Source organism: Streptomyces panacea (assembly GCF_040560175.1).
Lineage (GTDB): Bacteria > Actinomycetota > Actinomycetes > Streptomycetales > Streptomycetaceae > Streptomyces > Streptomyces panacea.
Genome location: NZ_JARJHW010000142.1, coordinates 1 through 18,995, shown reverse-complemented (window position 1 = coordinate 18,995; position 18,995 = coordinate 1). Strand labels below are relative to the sequence as shown.

At 71.0% G+C, this 18,995-nt stretch carries 18 protein-coding genes and 2 pseudogenes; 11 read left to right on the top strand and 9 right to left on the bottom strand.

Features of this window, described 5'->3' with window-relative positions:
• Together P3L51_RS26725 and P3L51_RS26720 are read right to left on the bottom strand one after the other, a co-directional pair.
• Positions 1-433: pseudogene (locus P3L51_RS26725) on the bottom strand (metallophosphoesterase); the annotation flags it as partial.
• A gap of 139 nt (positions 434-572) precedes the next feature.
• Positions 573-809: pseudogene (locus P3L51_RS26720) on the bottom strand (SCO4848 family membrane protein); the annotation flags it as partial.
• 217 nt (positions 810-1,026) lie between these two features.
• On the opposite strand from P3L51_RS26720, the gene P3L51_RS26715 reads away from it, so the two are divergent.
• Positions 1,027-2,325: a D-alanyl-D-alanine carboxypeptidase family protein gene (locus P3L51_RS26715; protein WP_354607850.1), complete on the top strand. Its 1,299-nt coding sequence runs from the start codon at positions 1,027-1,029 to the stop codon at positions 2,323-2,325.
• On the opposite strand, the gene P3L51_RS26710 is transcribed toward P3L51_RS26715, so the two are convergent.
• The gene (locus P3L51_RS26710) at positions 2,326-3,291 is read right to left on the bottom strand and encodes a YihY/virulence factor BrkB family protein (protein WP_354607849.1); all 966 of its coding nucleotides are present in this window, start codon (positions 3,289-3,291) and stop codon (positions 2,326-2,328) included.
• 178 nt (positions 3,292-3,469) lie between these two features.
• Between P3L51_RS26710 and P3L51_RS26705 the strand changes: the two genes are divergently transcribed.
• Both P3L51_RS26705 and dprE2 read left to right on the top strand, forming a co-directional pair.
• On the top strand, positions 3,470-4,888 hold the full coding sequence (locus tag P3L51_RS26705) for an FAD-binding protein (RefSeq protein ID WP_354607848.1): 1,419 nt from the start codon (positions 3,470-3,472) through the stop codon (positions 4,886-4,888).
• 111 nt (positions 4,889-4,999) lie between these two features.
• The gene (gene dprE2 / locus P3L51_RS26700) at positions 5,000-5,755 is read left to right on the top strand and encodes a decaprenylphospho-beta-D-erythro-pentofuranosid-2-ulose 2-reductase (protein WP_354607847.1); all 756 of its coding nucleotides are present in this window, start codon (positions 5,000-5,002) and stop codon (positions 5,753-5,755) included.
• A gap of 26 nt (positions 5,756-5,781) precedes the next feature.
• Here the strand turns inward: dprE2 and P3L51_RS26695 are convergent, their stop codons facing one another.
• Both P3L51_RS26695 and trpS read right to left on the bottom strand, forming a co-directional pair.
• Positions 5,782-6,378 (bottom strand): 2'-5' RNA ligase family protein, encoded by a 597-nt coding sequence (locus P3L51_RS26695; RefSeq protein WP_354607846.1) that lies wholly within the window; start codon positions 6,376-6,378, stop codon positions 5,782-5,784.
• A gap of 263 nt (positions 6,379-6,641) precedes the next feature.
• The gene (trpS, locus tag P3L51_RS26690; RefSeq protein WP_435594531.1) at positions 6,642-7,652 is read right to left on the bottom strand and encodes a tryptophan--tRNA ligase; all 1,011 of its coding nucleotides are present in this window, start codon (positions 7,650-7,652) and stop codon (positions 6,642-6,644) included.
• A 78-nt stretch (positions 7,653-7,730) separates the two neighbouring features.
• Here trpS and P3L51_RS26685 point away from each other — a divergent pair, with 78 nt between their 5' ends.
• The 4 genes from P3L51_RS26685 to rocD all read left to right on the top strand — a co-directional run bounded on the left by P3L51_RS26685 (position 7,731) and on the right by rocD (position 11,512).
• A complete protein-coding gene (locus tag P3L51_RS26685; protein WP_354607844.1) occupies positions 7,731-8,360 on the top strand; it encodes an RNA polymerase sigma factor in 630 nt (209 codons plus the stop codon).
• Complete coding sequence (locus P3L51_RS26680; RefSeq protein ID WP_354607843.1) at positions 8,353-9,246, top strand: hypothetical protein; 894 nt, start codon at positions 8,353-8,355, stop codon at positions 9,244-9,246. The genes P3L51_RS26685 and P3L51_RS26680 overlap by 8 nt, the downstream gene beginning before the upstream one ends.
• Positions 9,247-9,388: 142 nt before the next feature.
• On the top strand, positions 9,389-10,165 hold the full coding sequence (locus tag P3L51_RS26675; protein ID WP_354607842.1) for a hypothetical protein: 777 nt from the start codon (positions 9,389-9,391) through the stop codon (positions 10,163-10,165).
• Positions 10,166-10,306: 141 nt separating this feature from the next.
• On the top strand, positions 10,307-11,512 hold the full coding sequence (gene rocD, locus P3L51_RS26670) for an ornithine--oxo-acid transaminase (protein WP_354607841.1): 1,206 nt from the start codon (positions 10,307-10,309) through the stop codon (positions 11,510-11,512).
• Positions 11,513-11,572: 60 nt separating this feature from the next.
• On the opposite strand, the gene P3L51_RS26665 is transcribed toward rocD, so the two are convergent.
• Together P3L51_RS26665 and P3L51_RS26660 are read right to left on the bottom strand one after the other, a co-directional pair.
• Positions 11,573-12,754: a glutathionylspermidine synthase family protein gene (locus P3L51_RS26665; RefSeq protein ID WP_354607852.1), complete on the bottom strand. Its 1,182-nt coding sequence runs from the start codon at positions 12,752-12,754 to the stop codon at positions 11,573-11,575.
• Between the two features lie 20 nt (positions 12,755-12,774).
• Positions 12,775-13,056, bottom strand: coding sequence for a three-fingered domain-containing protein (locus P3L51_RS26660; protein ID WP_354607840.1), 282 nt, complete (start codon positions 13,054-13,056; stop codon positions 12,775-12,777).
• Positions 13,057-13,197: 141 nt separating this feature from the next.
• On the opposite strand from P3L51_RS26660, the gene P3L51_RS26655 reads away from it, so the two are divergent.
• On the top strand, positions 13,198-14,064 hold the full coding sequence (locus P3L51_RS26655) for a DMT family protein (RefSeq protein ID WP_354607851.1): 867 nt from the start codon (positions 13,198-13,200) through the stop codon (positions 14,062-14,064).
• A gap of 70 nt (positions 14,065-14,134) precedes the next feature.
• Positions 14,135-14,797, top strand: a complete 663-nt coding sequence (locus tag P3L51_RS26650) for a CatB-related O-acetyltransferase (protein WP_354607839.1) — start codon at positions 14,135-14,137, stop codon at positions 14,795-14,797.
• On the opposite strand, the gene P3L51_RS26645 is transcribed toward P3L51_RS26650, so the two are convergent.
• Together P3L51_RS26645 and pdxR are read right to left on the bottom strand one after the other, a co-directional pair.
• A complete protein-coding gene (locus P3L51_RS26645) occupies positions 14,794-15,927 on the bottom strand; it encodes a protein kinase family protein (protein ID WP_354607838.1) in 1,134 nt (377 codons plus the stop codon). The two genes, P3L51_RS26650 and P3L51_RS26645, sit on opposite strands and share 4 nt — an antisense overlap.
• Before the next feature lie 73 nt (positions 15,928-16,000).
• Positions 16,001-17,503 carry a MocR-like pyridoxine biosynthesis transcription factor PdxR gene (gene pdxR / locus P3L51_RS26640; protein WP_354607837.1) on the bottom strand — a complete coding sequence of 501 codons (1,503 nt, stop codon included), beginning with the start codon at positions 17,501-17,503 and terminating at the stop codon, positions 16,001-16,003.
• 47 nt (positions 17,504-17,550) lie between these two features.
• On the opposite strand from pdxR, the gene P3L51_RS26635 reads away from it, so the two are divergent.
• Entirely contained in the window at positions 17,551-18,066 is a 516-nt protein-coding gene (locus P3L51_RS26635; protein ID WP_354607836.1) for a carboxymuconolactone decarboxylase family protein, read from the top strand.
• Complete coding sequence (locus tag P3L51_RS26630; protein WP_354607835.1) at positions 18,063-18,845, top strand: isocitrate lyase/PEP mutase family protein; 783 nt, start codon at positions 18,063-18,065, stop codon at positions 18,843-18,845. Before P3L51_RS26635 ends, P3L51_RS26630 begins: the two co-directional genes overlap by 4 nt.
• Positions 18,846-18,995: the final 150 nt, after the last annotated feature.

Sequence of the window (18,995 nt, the reverse complement as noted above, 5' to 3'; positions counted from 1 at the left end):
AGACAGGCGGCGGGACATCGCCGGAGGCGGCCGATGCCGTCGGTGCTCCGACGGTCGCCGGCTCCTCCACAGGCGCCGTCTCCGTCGCCGTACCGCCCCCTGTCGCCGCCGCCCGGCGGTCGAGCGCCCGGCGCAGCAGCGGCCGTACGGCTTCGCCCACCAGCAGCGCCAGCAGCAGATACAGCAACGTCGCCAGCCACATGTACGCCGGCCAGCCGAGGATCTGCTTCAGCGCGAACGGCGTGTCCGCGCGGCCGAGCGACACGCCCGCGAAGGTCATGACCGGCAGCACGATGATCACGACGGTGCCCGCCTTGCGGGCCGTACCCCCCGCCGTGGTCGTGTCGCGGACCAGGCGCCGCCATATGTAGTAATGCGCGCCCGCCACCAGCGCGATGGCGGCGAGCGCCATCAGAACAACCACGACGATCACGAGCCGATCCCCTTTATCCCTGTCGCTGTCTCTGTACTACGTGCTCGTCACCGGGTTCGTTCCGCGAGCCGTCACGCGAGTCGTTCCGTGGCTCGATCCGTGACTCGATCCGTGACTCGTCGAGCGGCTTGTCGCCCGACTCGCCTCGCGAGGCCCGGACTCCACGGAACCCCACCGCCCCGACTCCCGTCCCCAGAAGAAAGGACGTAATGGCGAGCAGCAGATGAACCCAGAAGTAGCCCGTGGGGTCACCGGCGTCGTCGAAGGCGAGTCCGCTGCCGTCCTGCCACAGGTTCTTGACGAAAGTGATCCAGATGAACCAGCTCCACACCCCGAAGGCGAGCAGGAACCAGGACACGGGGCGGCTGAGCTTCATGGATCCAGTATCGCCGGAGTCCTCTCCGCCGCTTCGCCGGGGGCTGCCCGGCGCGGAGCCCGGCGAAGGAGTCACGGGGGCCGGAGGTGGCGAGGTCGGTGGCGCCGGTGGCGCCGGAGCGCGCCGATGGCCGGAAAGTGGTCTGACCCAGCGGTGGAGTCGGCGGGTCAGCCCGCCGATGTTCGGATCCCCCGTCAGGCCATGTACGTTTTCGACCGTGTCCGCATTGAAAAAGACCGCATTGACGGTCCTCGCCGCCTCGTTGCTGCCCGTTCTGACCGCCGCGCCCGTCCTGGCGGACGACGCCGACACGGACAAGTCCGAGGACAAGCAACCGAAGCCACCGGCGGCGATGTCGACGATCGGCGGCTCCCTGCTCGGCAAACCCGGCACCCAGGTGAATCTCGCCGCCGGCGTGCCGGTCCTGCCGAAGAAGCTGACCGGCAGGTCCTGGATCGTCGCGGACGCCGAGAGCGGCGAGGTCCTGGCCTCGCACAACGCGCACTGGCGGCTGCCGCCCGCGTCGACGCTGAAGATGCTCTTCGCCGACACGGTCCTGCCCGTCCTGCCGAAGACCCAGTCCCACAAGGTGACGACCAGCGATCTGGCCGGCGTCGGCGAGGGCAGCAGTCTCGTCGGGGTGAAGGAGGAGAGCACGTACACGGTCCACGACCTGTGGATGGGCGTCTTCCTGCGCTCCGGCAACGACGCCGTGCATGTGCTCTCCGAGATGAACGGCGGCGTCGCCAAGACGGTCGCCGACATGAACAAGCACGCGGCCGAGCTCAAGGCACTCGACACCAATGTCGTATCGCCGGACGGTTACGACGAGAAGGGGCAGGTCTCCAGTGCGTACGACCTCACCCTGATCGCCCGCTCCGGAATGCAGAAGAAGGACTTCCGGGAGTACTCCTCGACCGTCAGGGTGCAGTTCCCCGGCGAGGAGAAGAAGGCTAAGAAGGGCAAGAAGGCCCCGAAGAGGGAGACCTTCGAGATCCAGAACACCAACCGGCTGCTGACCGGCGACTCCGGCCTGGACCCGTACAAGGGCATCGCCGGCGTCAAGAACGGCAACACCACCAACGCGGGCTCGACCTTCACCGGTGTCGCCGAGCGCGACGGCCGGGTCCTGCTGGTGACGGTGATGAATCCGTCCCAGGAGGAGAGCCTGTCGGTCTATCAGGAGACGGGCCGGCTGCTGGACTGGGGCTTCACCGCCGCCGGGAAGGTCAAGCCGGTCGGCGAACTGGTGAAGCCCGGATCCACCGGCGGTGACTCCGACAAGGAGTCCGTGGGGCAGAAGGACTCGGGCGGCGGCAAGGGCGAGGCCGGCGGCAGCAGCAGTGGTACGGATCAGGCGTCGCTGGGTGACAAGGCCTCCGCGTCCGGTTCGAGCGGCAGGGGGATCGCGGTGGCCATCACGGGTGGTGCGCTGCTGTTGCTGGCGGCGGCCGTGTTCCTGGTGAACCGCCGGTGGCCGCTGCCGGACCTGGTCAAGCGCCTGCCGGGCCGTTAGTCACCGGGGCGGCGGCCGGTCCTCGCGGGTCGCGCCGCCGGGCGTCCCGGGCGTGCCCCGCTTGTCGCCCCCCTCGTCGCCGCCCGCGTCGTCCGGGTCCTCTTCCGGCAGGTCGTCCTTGCCCGGCGTCGCCGTCCAGGCGGCGCAGAACAGCATCAGCTTCGCCGTGAAGTTGATCCACAGCAGCAACGCGACGGGCACCCCGAACGCGCCGTACATGCTCTTGCCCGCGATGTCCCGCACATAGCCGCCGAGCAGCAGCTTGAGCACTTCGAAGCCGACCGCGCCGATGACCGCGGCGACGATCAGCCGGCGCCGTGGCGGTCGCACGCGGGGCAGCAGCGTCAGGACGTACAGCAGGATGAGGAAGCCCGCGACGGCCGCCACGGCGATCGCCGCGATCTGGAGCAGCACCCCGCCCGCGCCGCCCCCGGAGATGCCGAGCCGGTCGGCGCTCCAGCCGACGGCCGTGGAGCCGAGGGCCGACGCGCCGATCGAGGCGAGACCGGTGACGCCGAGGCCGACGAGGATGACCGCGTCCCTGCCCTTCAGTACGAAGGGGTTGCCCTCGTCCGCGTCGTCCAGCTCCCAGACGGCGCGCAGGCACTCGCGCATCGAGCCGACCCAGCCGATGCCGGTGAACAGCAGCAGCACACCCGCCACCAGCCCCACGGTGCCCGCGTTGGCGACCAGCGAGTGGAGATCCAGCTGGTCGGAGATGCCGGGGACCTGGTCGGTGAGCTTGCGCTGGAGACGGTCGAGCTGGTCCTGGCTGAGAAGTGAGGCCCCGATCGCCGCGCTCACGGTGATCAGCGGGAAGAGCGCGAGGAAGCTGATGAAAGTGATCGCCGCCGCGAGCCGCGTCCAGTGGGTCCGGTCGAGGGTCTCGTAGGAACGCCAGGCGTGCGTCAACATCAGCCGGGCCACGAGCGGGCCGACGACGGGGAGTTTTTTCAGCCAGTCCATGACGGAGACCTGCCCTTGGATCGGAGAACCAACGGTCGGGTACCCCGGAAGCCGATTCTCACGTCATCGTTCACCGGCACCCACCCGAGCGGCCACCGAACCACCCATTCATACGAGTACGCCATCAAATACGGCTTACAACGCAAAGAATGACGTTTAGGGCGATACCGTCTCGATCATGTCTGCCGAGATCGCCGACCCTGTCACCGGCTGGGGCCGTACCGCCCCCACGGCCGCCGCCCGTCTCGTACGGCCGCGTTCTTATGAGGAGACGGCCCGCGCCGTACGCGACTGCGGTACGCGCGGTGGCATCCCGCGCGGTCTCGGCCGCGCGTACGGCGACGCGGCGCAGAACGCGGGCGGCTCCCTCATCGACATGACCGCCCTGGACCGCGTCGTCTCCGTCGACGCCGAGGCCGGGATCGTGGAGTGCGAGGCGGGGATCAGCCTGCACCGGCTGATGGAGGTGCTGCTGCCGCTGGGCTGGTTCGTACCGGTGACGCCGGGGACCCGCCATGTCACGGTCGGCGGGGCGATCGGCTCCGACATCCACGGCGGGAATCACCATGTGTCGGGCTCGTTCTCCCGCCACGTGCTCTCCCTGGACCTGCTCACGGCCGACGGGGACGTCCGTACGGTCGTCCCCGGCACGCCCCTGTTCGAGGCGACGGCCGGCGGCATGGGACTGACGGGCGTGATCCTCGCGGCGACCTTTCGGCTGCACCCCGTCGAGACCACTCTGATGTCCGTCGACACCGAACGCGCCACGGACCTCGACGATCTGATGGCCCGTCTCACCACGTCCGACCACCACTACCGCTACTCGGTCGCCTGGGTCGATCTGCTGGCGGGCGGCTCCTCCTTGGGACGCTCGGTCCTCACCCGTGGCGAACACACACCACTCGCCGCGCTGTCCGCGCACGCGGCGCGCGCGTGGGGTGGGCGCGGCGGAGGCGGGTGGGGCGGCCGGGGCTCGGCGGCGCGCGCCCGCAGACAGCCGCTCGCCTTCCGGCCCGGACGGCTGCCCGGCGCACCCTCCTACGTACCCGAAGGGCTGCTGGGGCGGACCACGGTGGGACTCTTCAACGAGCTCTGGTACCGGGGGGCGCGGCGTCGGCGGACCGGTGAACTCCAGCGCATCTCGGCCTTCTTCCACCCGCTGGACGGCGTGCCGCACTGGAACCGCCTGTACGGGCGCGGCGGCTTCGTGCGGTACCAGTTCGTCGTCGGAGACGGCCAGGAGGACGCGCTGATCCGGATCGTGCGGCGCATCGTCCGGCGCGGCTGTCCCTCCCTCCTCGCCCTGCTCAAGCGCTTCGGCGTGGGCGATCCCGGATGGCTGTCCTTCCCCGTGGCCGGCTGGACGCTCTCGCTGGACATCCCGGCCGGCCGGACCGGCCTGGGCCCGTTCCTCGACGAACTGGACGAGGACGTCGCCGCCGCCGGAGGCCGGGTCTGTCTCGCGAAGGACTCGCGGCTGCGGCCCGAACTGCTGGCCGCGATGTATCCCCGGCTGGACGAATTCCGGGCGCTGAGGGCCGAACTCGACCCGCGCGGAGTCTTCGTCTCCGATCTCTCCCGCCGTCTCTCGATCTGACGCCTCTCGGTCCGGCTCCGGGCCCGACGCCTCTCGGCTCGACACCTCTCGATCCGCTGTTCCCGATCCGACGCCGCAACCCCACACCCTCGCTGCAAGGAGCACCGCACCATGAAGGACGCCTTCGGCATCCCGCAGTCCCTGCTCGTCCTCGGTGGGACGTCCGAGATCGCGCTGGCCACGGCGCGCCGGCTGATCGCCCGCCGTACCCGCACCGTCTGGCTGGCCGGCCGCGCGTCGCCCCAGCTCGACGCCGCCGCCGAGCAGCTGCGTACCCAGGGCGCCGACGTCCGCACCGTCGACTTCGACGCGCTCGACCCCGGCTCGCACGCGGAGGTGCTCGGCAAGGTCTTCGCGGAGGGCGACATCGACATGACGCTCCTCGCCTTCGGCGTCCTCGGCGACCAGGCGCACGACGAGGCCGATCCGCCGGCCGCCGTCAGGGTCGCGCAGACCAACTACACGGGCGCGGTCTCGGCCGGTCTGGTGTGCGCGGCGGCGATGCAGACGCAGGGGCACGGTTCGCTGGTGGTGCTGTCGTCGGTGGCCGGCGAGCGGGCGCGGCGCGCGAATTTCATCTACGGGTCGAGCAAGGCGGGCCTGGACGCGTTCGCGCAGGGGCTGGGGGACGCGATGTACGGCACCGGTGTGCATGTGATGGTCGTGCGGCCCGGCTTCGTACGGACGAGGATGACGGCCGGGCTGGAGGAGACACCTCTGGCCACCACGCCGGAGGCGGTGGCGGCGGCCGTGGAACTGGGGCTGCGGCGCCGTTCGGAGACGGTGTGGGTGCCGGGGGCGCTGCGGGTGGCGATGTCGCTGCTGCGGCATCTGCCGAGGCCGCTGTTCCGGCGGCTGCCGGTCTGACTCTCCCGCCGGGCGGGCCGCGGGTCCTACTTACGTAGGGAAGAGGTCGCGGGCAGGTCGACGGGGGTGCTCTGCGAGGGCACTCCCGTGATCTCCGTACCGCCGCCGAAGGCGTACTCGTGCAGCATCCGCCACACGGCGTCGGGGCCCTGCTCGTAGAGGCCGAAGGAGGCGCAGCTCCAGCGTGCCGTGTAGTCGGCCAGCTCCTCGTACGCCCGGTCCATCGCCTCCTCGGAGATGCCGTGCGCGACGGTCACATGAGGGTGGTACGGGAACTGGAGCTCGCGCACCAGCGGTCCGGACGCGTCCCTGACCCGCTTCTGGAGCCAGGTGCAGGCCGAGCCGCCCTCGACGACCTGGACGAAGACCACCGGCGACAGCGGGCGGAAGGTGCCCGTTCCGTAGAGCCGCATCGGGAAGGGGCGGCCGGCGGTGGCGACCGAGGCGAGGTGGGCCTCGATGGTGGGCAACGTCGCGGCGTCGACCTCGGTCGGCGGCAGGAGCGTGACGTGCGTGGGGATGCCGTGCGCGGCCGGATCACCGAAGCCCGCGCGGCGCTCCTGGAGCAGGCTGCCGTACGGCTCCGGGACCGCGATCGAAACGCCGAGCGTTACGGTCCCCACGTCGTTCTCCTCAATCCGTGTGTGTGCGGGTGGTGCGGCGGTGCGGGTGTGGCGCGGTCGTGCGGTGGAGCGGGTACGGCCCGGGTGTGGCCGATTCCGTCCCCGCGCCAGTGTGACGCTCGCACCGCCCGACTGGCCAGGGTCCTTGGTCAGCAGTACGCGAGCGGCGCGTATGCGCTATGGGTCCGGACGGCCGACCGGGGCGGGCGAGCCGTGATCGGCGGGCCCGCCCCGGTGCCGCTTCTGTACCGCTTCTTTACCGCTCAGTGCTTCGCGGGCAGGAGGCCGATCCGTTCGTACGCCTGGGCGAGCGTCTCCGCGGCGACCGCGCGGGCCTTCTCGGCGCCCTCGGCCAGGATCGAGTCCAGCGTCTCCGGATCGTCCAGATATTCCTGCGTACGGCTCCGGAAAGGTGTGACGAAGTCGACCATGGCCTCGGCGAGATCCACCTTCAGGGCGCCGTAGCCCTTGCCTTCGTACCGCTGCTCAAGATCCGCGATGCCCGTGCCCGTGAGCGTCGAGTAGATCGAGAGGAGATTGCTGATGCCCGGCTTGGCCTCGGCGTCGAAGCGGATCTCGCTGCCCGTGTCGGTGACGGCGCTCTTGATCTTCTTCGCCGTGACCTTGGGGTCGTCGAGCAGATTGACCAGGCCCTTCGGCGCGGACGCCGACTTGCTCATCTTGATCGACGGGTCCTGGAGGTCGTAGATCTTCGCGACCTCCTTGACGATGTGCGGCTTGGGGATCGTGAACGTGCTTCCGAAGCGGGTGTTGAAGCGCTCGGCGAGGTCACGTGTCAGCTCGACGTGCTGGCGCTGGTCCTCGCCGACCGGGACCGAGTCCGCCTGGTAGAGCAGGATGTCGGCGACCTGGAGGATCGGATACGTGAAGAGTCCGACGGTCGCGCGGTCGGCGCCCTGTCTGGCCGACTTGTCCTTGAACTGCGTCATGCGGGAGGCCTCGCCGAAGCCCGTCAGACAGTTCATCACCCAGCCGAGCTGGGCGTGTTCGGGCACATGACTCTGGATGAACAGGGTGCAGCGCTGCGGATCGAGACCGGCGGCGAGGAGCTGCGCCGCCGCGAGCCTGGTGTTGGCGCGCAGATCGGCGGGCTCCTGCGGAATGGTGATCGCGTGCAGGTCCACGACCATGTAGAACGCGTCGTGAGTTTCTTGCAGCGCCACATACTGCCGGATCGCACCGAGGTAGTTCCCGAGATGGAACGAGCCTGCGGTGGGCTGGATACCGGAGAGCGCGCGAGGACGAGTGGCCATGAGGCACATTCTCTCAGGTGGCGCCCACAGGTCGGGACAGGCGGGGAACCGATCTGGGGTGAGCGGTGTATCAAATGCGTGAGGACACGGGAGGGGACCCTGGAGGGGGGCCGCATCCTGACGGTTGCGGATGAGTCGGCTGTGGTCGCGCGTGTGCGTTCCGGTGAGCGGGAGGCGTACGCGGAGTTGGTGCGCGCGTATACGGGGATCGCTCTCCGGGTGGCGGTGGCCTGCGGCGCGGGTGGGGACGCGGAGGACGTGGTGCAGTCCGCGTTCATCAAGGCGTATCTGTCCCTGGGGAGCTTCAAGGACGGTGCGCCGTTCCGGCCCTGGCTGATACGGATCGTCGCCAACGAGACGAGGAACACCGTGCGGTCGGCGGTCCGGCTGCGGGCCGTGGCGGGGCGCGAGGCGGCGCTGCTGCGAGGTGAGCCGCTGATACCGGACTCGGCGGATCCCGCGGTGGCCGCGATGGAGGAGGAGCGGAGCGCCGAGCTGTGGGCGGCGCTCGACGAGCTGAGCGAAGAACACCGCGATGTGGTGGCGTGTCGCTATCTGCTGGAGATGAACGAGGCGGAGACGGCGGAGGCGCTGGGCTGGCCGCGGGGCACGGTGAAGTCCCGGCTGAGTCGGGCGTTGAAGCTGATGGGCGGGTTGTTGGCGTCGGAGCCGGAGTCGCGGAAGGAAGGGGGTGGTGGGCATGAGTGACGGCGAGCGCGCGGGTCGCGTGGATGCGGACGGGCGCGGGGAGGATCTTGCCGAGGAGCTGCGGGCGCTGGGTCGCGGCATGCCTGTCCCGGATGTCGACGGCGAGACGATGGCCGAGCGTGTGCTGGCCCAGCTCCTCGCCGATGCCGCGCCGGTACCGACACCGGCCTCGGATCCGGTCGCGGGTCCCCTCCCTGTTCCGGCACGGATCGCGACTCGCACGGTGCGGCTCCGTCGTCTGCCGCGCCGCAGACGGCGCGCGCTGGCGGCCGGGCTCTCGGGGCTGCTGGTCGTGCTGGTGCTGACGCCGCCCGTGCGGGCGGCGGTGGCCGACTGGTTCGACTTCGGCGGGGTCCAGGTGCGGTACGACCCGAGGGCCACGCCCGGTCCGGGAGCGCGGGTGCCGAGCTGCGCCGATCCGATGCCGGTCGAGGAAGCGGGACGGCAGGCGGGATTCAGGCCCCGGATCCCGGCCGAGCTCGGGGCGCCCGACCAGGTGTCGCTGGAGCGGGTGTCGGCGGGGCGTCCGGTCGTGAGTCTGTGCTGGACGGACTCCGGCGGGCGGACCATACGGCTGGACGAGTTCCCGGCCGGGCTGGACCCCGCGTTCTCGAAGCAGATCCGGCACATGCCGGAGTGGGTGCCTCTCCATGTCGGGGAGTTGAACGAGTCGACGGGCCTGTGGTTCGCCGATCCTCATCTGCTGCGGTTCCGGATGCTCGACGGCCGGGGTGCGGGCTGGACCCGGTCGGCGCGGACTGCGGGTCCCACGTTGCTGTGGGAGGACAGCGGCCCGAGCGGGAGCAGCGACGAACGGCTGACGCTGCGGCTGGAGGGCGTGGCGTCGCTGGAGCGCGCGCGGGCGGTCGCGCAGTCGATGCGCTGACCCGGTGCCGTGACCGCGGGCCGTGACTGCGTGCCCCGATTTCCGTGGTGGGGAATCGGGAACCGGTCCGGCCCGGGCGGTGTACAGGAAGTGACGCGAAGGGGGTCCGGACGGTCCGGGCCCGGCGTCGGCAGGGGGAATCATGCGACTGCTCTGCACGAGCACCGTCCGACGGCTCACGGCTCTGATCACGGTGACGGCGCTGACCTGGGTGTTCGCCCCGAGCGCGGCGGCCGGTGGCCCCACGAGTGTGCTGATCACCTCCCCGGAGAGCGCGGAGACGGCCTCTCTCTTCCACAGCGACACGGAGTACGCGGCCCTGTCGAAGCAGCTCGACGGACAGGACATGGGGTCGCTGCCGGAGGGTCAGGAGAAGCGCCCGTCGTCCCTGGACTCGGCGATGGGCTCCCGGCTGATCAATGTGACGTGGCTGGCCCACGATGTGCGGCCGTGGCGGCTGGACCGGGTGTATCCGAGCGCGGACACCTCGACGGTATGGATACATACGTCGACGGACGTGCCGGGGACGGCGAGCGGGAGCTGGCACAAGGCGAAGCAACCGGCCGCCCTGCGAGCGCTGTTGAAGAGGATCGGCGTCATGGGCGGGAAGAAGGGCGATGGGGTCGGTGCGGAGGTGCCGCCACCCTGGGAGACGGACGACGCGACAGCGGCGGCCGGCACTCCCGCGAAGGACCGGACGCGGGGGCCGGAGGAGCGGGGGCCGGAGGAGCGGGCGGCGGCGTCCGGGGCTTCTTCCGGCGGCGCCGCCCGCTGGTGGTGGGCGATACCGGCGCTGGGGGCAGGGGTGGTGCTCGGCCTGGTGCTGCGTCCACTGGCGGGGCGGCTACCTCGGCCGCCGTTCGGGCGGGGTGGGGACAGGCAGGAGGCGGGTCCCCGCAGGGAGCTGCTGGACATGTGATCCGACTGGGCCCGCCTGCGGGGTTGTCTCCCGGGGCACGCCGGGGGCAAGGTTTCTTCGTCCACACCGGCGAGTGACGATAGAAACAGGGGCACCACCCCGCCCTGACCGGATGGCTTGTCTCGACCGATCGGAGAACCCGTGGCGACAACGGACCGTGCCATCGCCTCTGCGGAGGCGCACAGCGCGCACAACTACCACCCGCTTCCCGTCGTCATCGCCTCGGCGGACGGTGCGTGGATGACCGACGTCGAGGGGCGCCGCTTCCTCGACATGCTCGCCGGCTACTCGGCGCTCAACTTCGGCCATGGCAATCGGCGTCTCATCGACGCCGCCAAGGCCCAGTTGGAGCGGGTGACGCTCACCTCGCGGGCGTTCCATCACGACCGTTTCGCCGACTTCTGCACCCAGCTCGCCGAGTTGTGCCGCATGGAGATGGTGCTGCCGATGAACACGGGCGCGGAGGCGGTGGAGACCGCCGTGAAGACGGCCCGCAAGTGGGGCTATCGGACGAAGGGGGTCCCGGACGGCACCGCCAAGATCATCGTCGCGGCGGGCAACTTCCACGGCCGTACGACCACGATCATCAGCTTCTCCACCGACGAGGAGGCCCGGGCGGACTACGGGCCGTACACGCCGGGCTTCGAGATCGTGCCGTACGGGGATCTCGCCGCGCTCGACGCCGCCATGACGGACAACACCGTCGCCGTCCTGCTGGAGCCGATCCAGGGCGAGGCGGGGGTGCTGGTGCCGCCGCCCGGCTATCTCGCGGGCGTACGTGAGCTGACCCGGGCGCGGAATGTGCTCTTCATCGCCGACGAGATCCAGTCCGGCCTGGGGCGGACCGGAAAGACCTTCGCCTGTGAGCACGAGGGCGTGGTGCCCGACATGTATCTGCTGGGCAAGGCGCTCGGCGGCGGCGTGGTGCCGGTGTCGGCCGTGGTGTCCTCGGCCGAGATCCTCGGGGTGTTCCGGCCCGGGGAGCACGGCTCGACGTTCGGCGGGAATCCGCTGGCGTGTGCGGTGGCCCTTGAGGTGATCGCGATGCTGCGCACCGGTGAGTACCAGCAGCGGGCGGCGGAGCTGGGTGATCATCTCCACCACGAGCTGGGGTTGATGACGACCGGCGGCGCGGTGGAGGCGGTGCGCGGCCGGGGGCTCTGGGCGGGTGTGGACATCTCCCCGTCGTACGGAACGGGCCGGGAGATCTCCGAGAAGATGATGGATCGGGGTGTGCTGGTGAAGGACACCCACGGGTCGACGATCCGGATCGCCCCGCCTCTGGTGATCAGCAAGGAGGACCTGGACTGGGGCCTGGAGCAGTTGCGGGCGGTCCTGACCAGCTAGGGCGTGTCCGGTCGCGGTAGCCGGCGGTCGACGCCGCCGGCCCTCGGGATCCGTTGCGCCCTACAGGATGACGTGCGGGAGGAAGCGGGCGTACTCGTCCGTGATCAGGCCCGACGATTCGCGGATGCCGAGGCCCGCCGACTCGTTCTCGACGACCCAGGCGCCGAGTACGACGCGGTTGCCGTCGAAGTCGGGCAGTGGCGCCAACGCTTGGTAGCAGCAAGCCTCTTGGCGCACGACCGGGGCGTGGCCGGGCTCGTGGACGGTGACTCCGGCGCCCTCGCGGCCGAGCAGGGGCTTGGAGACGTAGCCGCCGGACAGCGCGAGTTCGCGGGGCCCGTCGAGATAGGCGGGCAGCAGATTCGGGTGGTCCGGGTTGAGTTCCCAGAGGATGGCCAGCAGCGCCTTGTTGGAGAGCAGCATCTTCCAGGCGGGCTCGATCCAGCAGGTGCTGCCGGTACCGCCACCGTTGTCGAGCGTGTCGAGTACCTGCGGGCCGAAGCGGTCCGTGGTCAGCCACTCCCACGGATACAGCTTGAAGCAGCTGCGGATGAACCGCAGCCGTTCGTCCACGAAGCGGCCGGTCAGCTTGTCCCAGCCGATCTGTTCGACGGTCAGGGCCTCGGTGTCGAGGCCCGCCTGCTGGGCCGTCTCCCGCAGATAGGCGACGGTCATCAGATCCTCGCCCAGTTCGTCGCCGTCGGAGTGCGCGAAGTGCAGGGGTCCCGGAGGAAGGAGGTGTGCCTGGCGGCGCCAGGCTTCGACGAGCCGTTCATGGAGGGAGTTCCACTGGTCGGCGCCGGGGAAGCGCTCCTCCATCCAGAACCACTGCGGGCTGGCGGCCTCGACCAGGGAGGTGGGGGTGTCGGCGTTGTACTCCAGCATCTTGGCCGGGCCCGTGCCGTCGTAGCGGAGGTCGAACCGGCCGTAGATGGACGGCAGTTCGTCCCGACGGTGCCAGGACTCGGCGATCAGCGCGGCCAGTCGGCCGTCGGTGATGCCGAGATCGGCGAAGCGGTCGTTCTTCACGATGTGCTCGGCGGCGGCGAGGCACATCGCGTGCAGTTCCTCGACGGCGACTTCGAGGGCCTCGACCTCGGGAAGGGAGAAGACGTAGTAGGCGCTCTCGTCCCAGTACGGACGCAGGGAGTCGTCCGGGTAGCGGGTGAGCGGATAGACGAGCCCCTGTTCCTCGACCGTCCGCTGCCAGCCGGGGCGTGGCTCGATGGTCCGACGCTCCATCATCGCGCGCTGACGCCCGGTCAGCCGCCGCCGGTGCCCGAGCAGCCGAAGCCGCCGCGGTCGACCGCCGACTTGTCGAAACTGCCACCGTGGACAAGGCCCTGGCTGCTCTTACCGCCGTAGTAGTACGAGCCGGTGCCGCTGCTGTCGCAGTCGGAGCTGGTCAGTTCCTCATAGGTGTTCCGGTCGGCGCAGCGCCGGTCCGGTTCCGAACTGCAGGAGGTGACCGTCAGCGCGAGTATCCCCATGCCGCCGAGCACCACTGTGCTCGACCGCAGCCTGCGTTGTTTTACGGCGGCCATGGCCCCGTCCTCCCCCGTCTGCGGGCCGATCCGTCGACCCGTCAATCCCGTGCTCGCCGCACACATTAGATGCCTGGCCGCCACGCCGGACAAGGCGGTCCATCAAGTCTCCTCAACTACATTCCTTTTGTGCTCTTTGGAATGATCTGCGCGCTCGGTTCAGCGGTCTGCTACGGCACGGCCTCCGTCCTGCAGGCCGTCGCCGCCCGCGCGGCGGAACCGGGCACGGGATCGGGCGTTGACCCCGCGCTGCTGCTGCGCGCGCTGAGGCAGTGGCGATATGTGGCCGGACTCGCCCTGGACGGACTGGGGTTCGTGCTGCAGATCGTCGCGCTGCGCGCCCTGCCGATCTACGCGGTCGGTGCCGCTCTGGCGGCCAGTCTCGCGGTCACGGCGGTGGTCGCGGCCCGGCTGCTCGATGTGCGGCTCTCCGGCGCCGAGTGGGGAGCGGTCGGGGTCGTCTGCGCCGGTCTCGCGCTGCTCGGTCTGTCGTCGGGGGCCGAGGGTAAGGAAGGCGGGTCGACGGCGCTGCGGGTGGCGATGCTGGGAGCGGCCGTGGCCGTTCTGCTGGCGGGCGCGGCGGCGGGCAGGCTGCCGGACCGGCCCAGGGCGCTGGTGCTCGGGTTCGGAGCCGGCACGGGGTTCGGGGTGGTCGAGGTGTCGGTGCGGCTCATCGACGGTGTCACTCCCGGGGAACTGGTCACCAACCCTGCGGCGTATGCCCTGTTGCTCGGGGGCGGGGCGGCGTTCCTGTTGCTGACGGCGGCGTTCCAGCGGGGTTCGGTGACCACGGCGACGGCGGGCATGGTGATCGGCGAGACGATCGGCCCGGCGCTGGTGGGGGTCGCCTGGCTCGGCGACCGTACGCGCGCGGGGCTGGGGTGGCTGGCGGTCGTCGGTTTCGCCGTCGCGGTGGCGGGCGCGCTGGTTCTGACCCGCTTCGGCGAGGCCGGGGCGCAGACGGAGCCGGAGCCGGAGCAGAAGAGGGAGACGGAGCCGGGGGGTTAATCGTTGTCGTCGCGCTCACCCCGTCGGGCAGGATGCGGAAGCTCGCCCTATACGAGGAGAACGATTCACCATGCCCGCTGTACCCGCCCTTCCCGCCGACCCGACCGTGATCCACCCGATGCCCGGTCAGCCACGGGTGGTGCTGCTGAAACCGCTGATCACGTCGGAGTTGATCGAGGTCGGGGACTTCTCGTACTACGACGACCCGGACGAGCCGACGGCGTTCGAGACACGGAACGTGCTCTACCACTACGGGCCGGAGAAGCTGGTCATCGGGAAGTACTGCGCGCTGGGTGAGGGGGTGCGGTTCATCATGAACGGTGCCAATCACCGGATGGACGGCCCCTCGACGTTCCCCTTCCCGATCATGGGGGGTTCATGGAGCGAGCACTTCGATCTGATCAGCGGGCTGCCCGGCCGGGGTGACACGGTGGTGGGCAACGACGTCTGGTTCGGCTACCGCAGCATGGTCATGCCGGGTGTCCGGATCGGTCATGGAGCGGTGATCGCCTCGGGTGCGGTCGTCGTCGATGACGTTCCGGACTACGGCATCGTCGGCGGCAATCCGGCCAAGCTCATCCGCCGCCGCTACGACGACGCGGACGTCGACCGGCTGCTGTCGATCGCCTGGTGGGACTGGCCCGTCGAGCACATCACCACGCACCTGCGCACGATCATGTCGGGCAGCGTCGACGCGCTCGAGGCGGCCTCCCCGCCGGCCGCCGCGCTCTAGGGCGGGGCGGACCCGAGGGCGCGCTCGATGGCGGTCCTCGGGAAGGGGGTCCGCCTGCTCTCCCCGAGGAGACGGCGGTTGAAGTCCCCCAGGACGAGTGCTGATCGCACATGCCGGTCGAGGAGTGCGGCGGCCTCTGCCCGTACGGACTCGGGACGGCGGCCGGCCGCCCAGTCGCGCAGGAAGTGGGCGTGCTCCGCGTCGTCGCGCTCGCCGTCGAGCAGATGGTGACGGAGGAGATGGGTCGTGGTGTAGCAGCGGTCGTAGAAGAGGTGGTCGGTGAGGAAGTCCGCCTCCGGTGCGGCGAGTTCGAAGCGGGAGCTGAGAGCGAGCCCGAAGTCGGCGAAGTAGATCAGCCGCCCGTCGGTCAGGACGTTGCGGAAGTGCGCGTCGAAGTGGACGAGGCCGCGCGCGCTCATGAAGTCGGCGCCCCGGATCAGGGCGTCCTCGATCCAGGCGTACGGCGACGCCTCGGCCTCCGGCTCCGGCGCGGCTGCGGCCCGCCGGTCGGCCAGCCAGGTGGAGAGCGTCTGCGGCACGTACTCCAGGAAGAGGACCAGACCGGCCGTCGACCCGCCGACGGCCTCCAGCCGACGGCGTACGGCGGGCGAGCCGTCCCAGTGCGCGACGGCCTTGTCGATACCGCCGAACTCGTCCATGAAACCGTCGGGGCCGGAGTCGGGCAGGACGCGCCAGTGATACATCAGCGGGAAGCCCGCGTAGGCGTCGCCGTCACCGATGACCCAGTTGGTGGTCATGGTGTGCGCGGCGAGTTCACGCCAGGCGCCGAACCCGGCGGAGCCGATGCCGTATTGGTAGAAGAGCGGCAGCTCGAAGAGGTTGGCGGTCGAGCTCACATGCTCCGGCCGCAGTTCCAGGTCCGTCAGCGGGATGCGTTTGACGAAGACGCGCGTCCCGTCGACATCCAGCTCCGCCGACCGGCCACCGAGACCGGACCCGAGCGGGACGGCCCCGGCCAGGACCCCGGCGAGCCGACGGTCGCTGAGCAGGGAGAGCGCGGTGCTGACGGCCGCGTGGGTGGCCAGACGTGTGCCACGTACGTCACGGGCGCCACGTACGTCACGGGCGGCCTGTACATGCGTGCCGTCAAGCGCGTCGGGGTCGTTCATCGCCGGTTCCTCGGCTCCTCGTCGGTTCCGCCAGGGGTCGGGTCAGGTCCGGTCGGGCCGGGCCGGGCCGGGGTCACGGCAGCACTCGGCAGAGCGCGTCCAGCGCGCCCGCCCAGGCGCTGTCCGTCGGGGCGCCGTATCCGACGACCAGTGCGTCGCGCCCCGGTGCGACCGACGGGTGCCGGAAGCCGGAGAGCCCCTGGATCGCCAGGCCCTGCCAGGCCGCTGCCTCGATCATGGTGCGTTCGTCGGTGCCCGGCGGGAGTTCGACCACCGCGTGCAGCCCGGCGGAGATACCGGTCACCCGGCACTCCGGCGCGTGCTCGGCCAGCGCCTCCACGAGCTGGTCGCGCCGCCGGCGGTAGCGCAGCCGCATGGACCGTACGTGGCGGTCGTACGCGCCGGAGGAGATGAACTCGGCGAGCGTGAGCTGGTCCATCGCGCTCGGCACCGCCGCGACCTCGCCCTTCGCCTCGACCACCTCCCCCACCAGCACCTTGGGCAGCACCATCCACGCGAGCCGCAGCCCCGGAGCGAGGGACTTGCTCGCCGTGCCCAGGTACACCACCCGCTCAGGGTCCAGGCCCTGAAGCGCGCCGACGGGCTGACGGTCGTAGCGGAACTCCCCGTCGTAGTCGTCCTCCAGGATCAGCCCGCCCGCGCCACGCGCCCAGTCCACCACCGCCGCGCGGCGGTCGGGATGGAGCGGGGCACCGGTGGGGAACTGGTGTGCAGGAGTCATCAGCACCGCGTCGACGCCACGCAGAGCGTCCGCTCCGGAGGTCAACTCGTGCATACGGGTGCCGAGTTCGTCGAGCGGGAGCGCGGGGGTGCGCAGCCCGGCGGCGGTCAGGATGTCCCGGTGGAAGTCGAGCCCGTACGACTCGACCGCCACCGCCGCCCGAGCCTTCCCCGGGGCCCTGCCTCCGGTTCCCCCGGCCCTCCCCGCCGTCCCCCGGCGGGCCGCGAGCACCTGGGCCATCAGCGACAGGCCATGGACGAACCCCGAGCAGAGAACGATCCGCTCCGGGTGTGCGTACACCCCGCGCGTCCGGGCCAGATAGTCGGCCAGGGCGGTACGCAGCTCCACGCGCCCCAACTGGTCGCCGTAGTCGAACGCCTCGTGCGGAGCGGCGGTCAGCGCCCGGCGGGAGGCGGCCAGCCAGTCGGCCCGTGGAAAGGAGCCGAGGTCGGGAGTGCCCGCCCGCAGATTGTGCCTGGGCCTGCGGTGGACCGGCCGGGCAGGCGGCCCGCCCGGCGCCGGCGTGCGCGGCGCGGCCCGCCGGGCGACCCGGGTTACCGAGCCCTGCCGGGCCGTGAGCCACCCTTCGGCGACGAGTTCGGCGTACGCGTCGGCCACGGTGTTGCGCGCGATGCCCAGATCGGCGGCGAGCGAACGGGACGAGGGCAGCCGGGTGCCGGGCGCCAGCCTCCCCGTGCGGACGGCTTCGCGCAGGGCGTCCATCAGCCCGGTACGGAGCCCGGGAACGCGCAGTTCGAGATGGAGATCGGCACCGACCGTGACGGCGGCGACCCGCCGCTTGCCGCTCGCCGGATTGGCCCACGAATCGGTCATGGGAATGGACCATACCGTTGCGCCACCGGGCGCGTAGCGTCGTACGCATGACGACGAACGACAGCGACCGGCACGCTCACACCCCCGACCGCGTCCCCGAGCACCAGCCGCGCCTGGCGTGGGCGAAGCTCGCGCCCGACGTCTCCAAGGCGATGATCGGTCTTGAGAAGGCGGTCCGGCAGGGCATCGACCCGGTGGTGTACGAGCTGGTGAAAATCCGCGCCTCGCAGATCAACCACTGCGCCTTCTGCCTGGACATGCACACGAAGGAGGCGCTGGCCGCCGGGGAGTCGGTGGAGCGGATCGTCCAGCTCAGCGCCTGGCAGGAGTCTCGCCACTTCTACTCGGCGAAGGAGATCGCGGCGATCGAGCTCACCGAGGCGGTCACCGTGCTGACGGACGGCTTCGTGCCGGACGAGGTGTACGAGCGGGCGGCGGCGCACTTCGAGGAGACCGAACTCGCGTATCTGATCGCGGCGATCACAGTCATCAACTCCTGGAACCGGCTCTCGGTGACATCCCGGACGCTCCCCGGTCACTACACGCCGGGGATGTACAAGTGACGGCGTCCGACCGGGTGTCGGTGTTCCGCGCGCTGCATCACGACCGTGCCGCCGAGGACCCGCTCGTCCTGCCGGGGCCGTGGGACGCGGCGAGCGCGCGCGTCTTCGTGGAGGCCGGTTTCCCGGCGCTCGCCACGCCGAGCGCGGGGGTCGCCGCGTCGCTCGGTTACGAGGACGGCGCCACCCCGCCGGACGAGATGTTCGCGGCGGTGGCCCGTATCGTCCGGGCCGTCTCCGGCACCGGCACCAGCACCAGCACCGGCACCGGCCACGCGTCCGGGCCCACGCCCGTGCCCGTCAGCGCCGACATCGAGGGCGGCTACGGTCTGGCGCCGGCCGAACTGGTCGCGCGCCTCCTCGACACGGGCGCCGTGGGCTGCAATCTGGAGGACTCGGACGGCGGCGGCCTCAAGGACCCGCACCGGCACGCGGACTGGCTGGCGGAGGTGCGGGCGGCGGCCGGGGACCGGCTGTTCGTCAACGCCCGCGTGGACACGTTCATCCGTGGCGTGAGCGACCCGGCGCAGGCCATCGCCCGCGCCCGTCTGTACGTCGCCGCCGGCGCGGACTGCGTATACCCGATCGGTGCCCCGGCGGAGGCGATCCCGGCGCTCCGGGCGGGCATCGACGGCCCCGTCAACATCGGGGCGGCGCCGGCCGGTGCGGCGGAACTGTCGGAGCTGGGCAAGCTCGGCGCCACACGCGTCACCTTCGGTCCGGGGCTCCAGCGGCAGGCGATGGCGGCGGTACGGGAGGGCGCGGCGCGGCTGCGTTCCTGAGCCGCGTAACAGGCGGCACCGTACGAACCGATCCCCGGCAGGCGACCGCCCGCCGGGGATCCGCCATGTCCGGCACCCCGCACCACTCACGCCGACCCCCGCACCGCTCACCCCACTCCCCGCAAGCCACACGCCGCACCCCTGACCCTG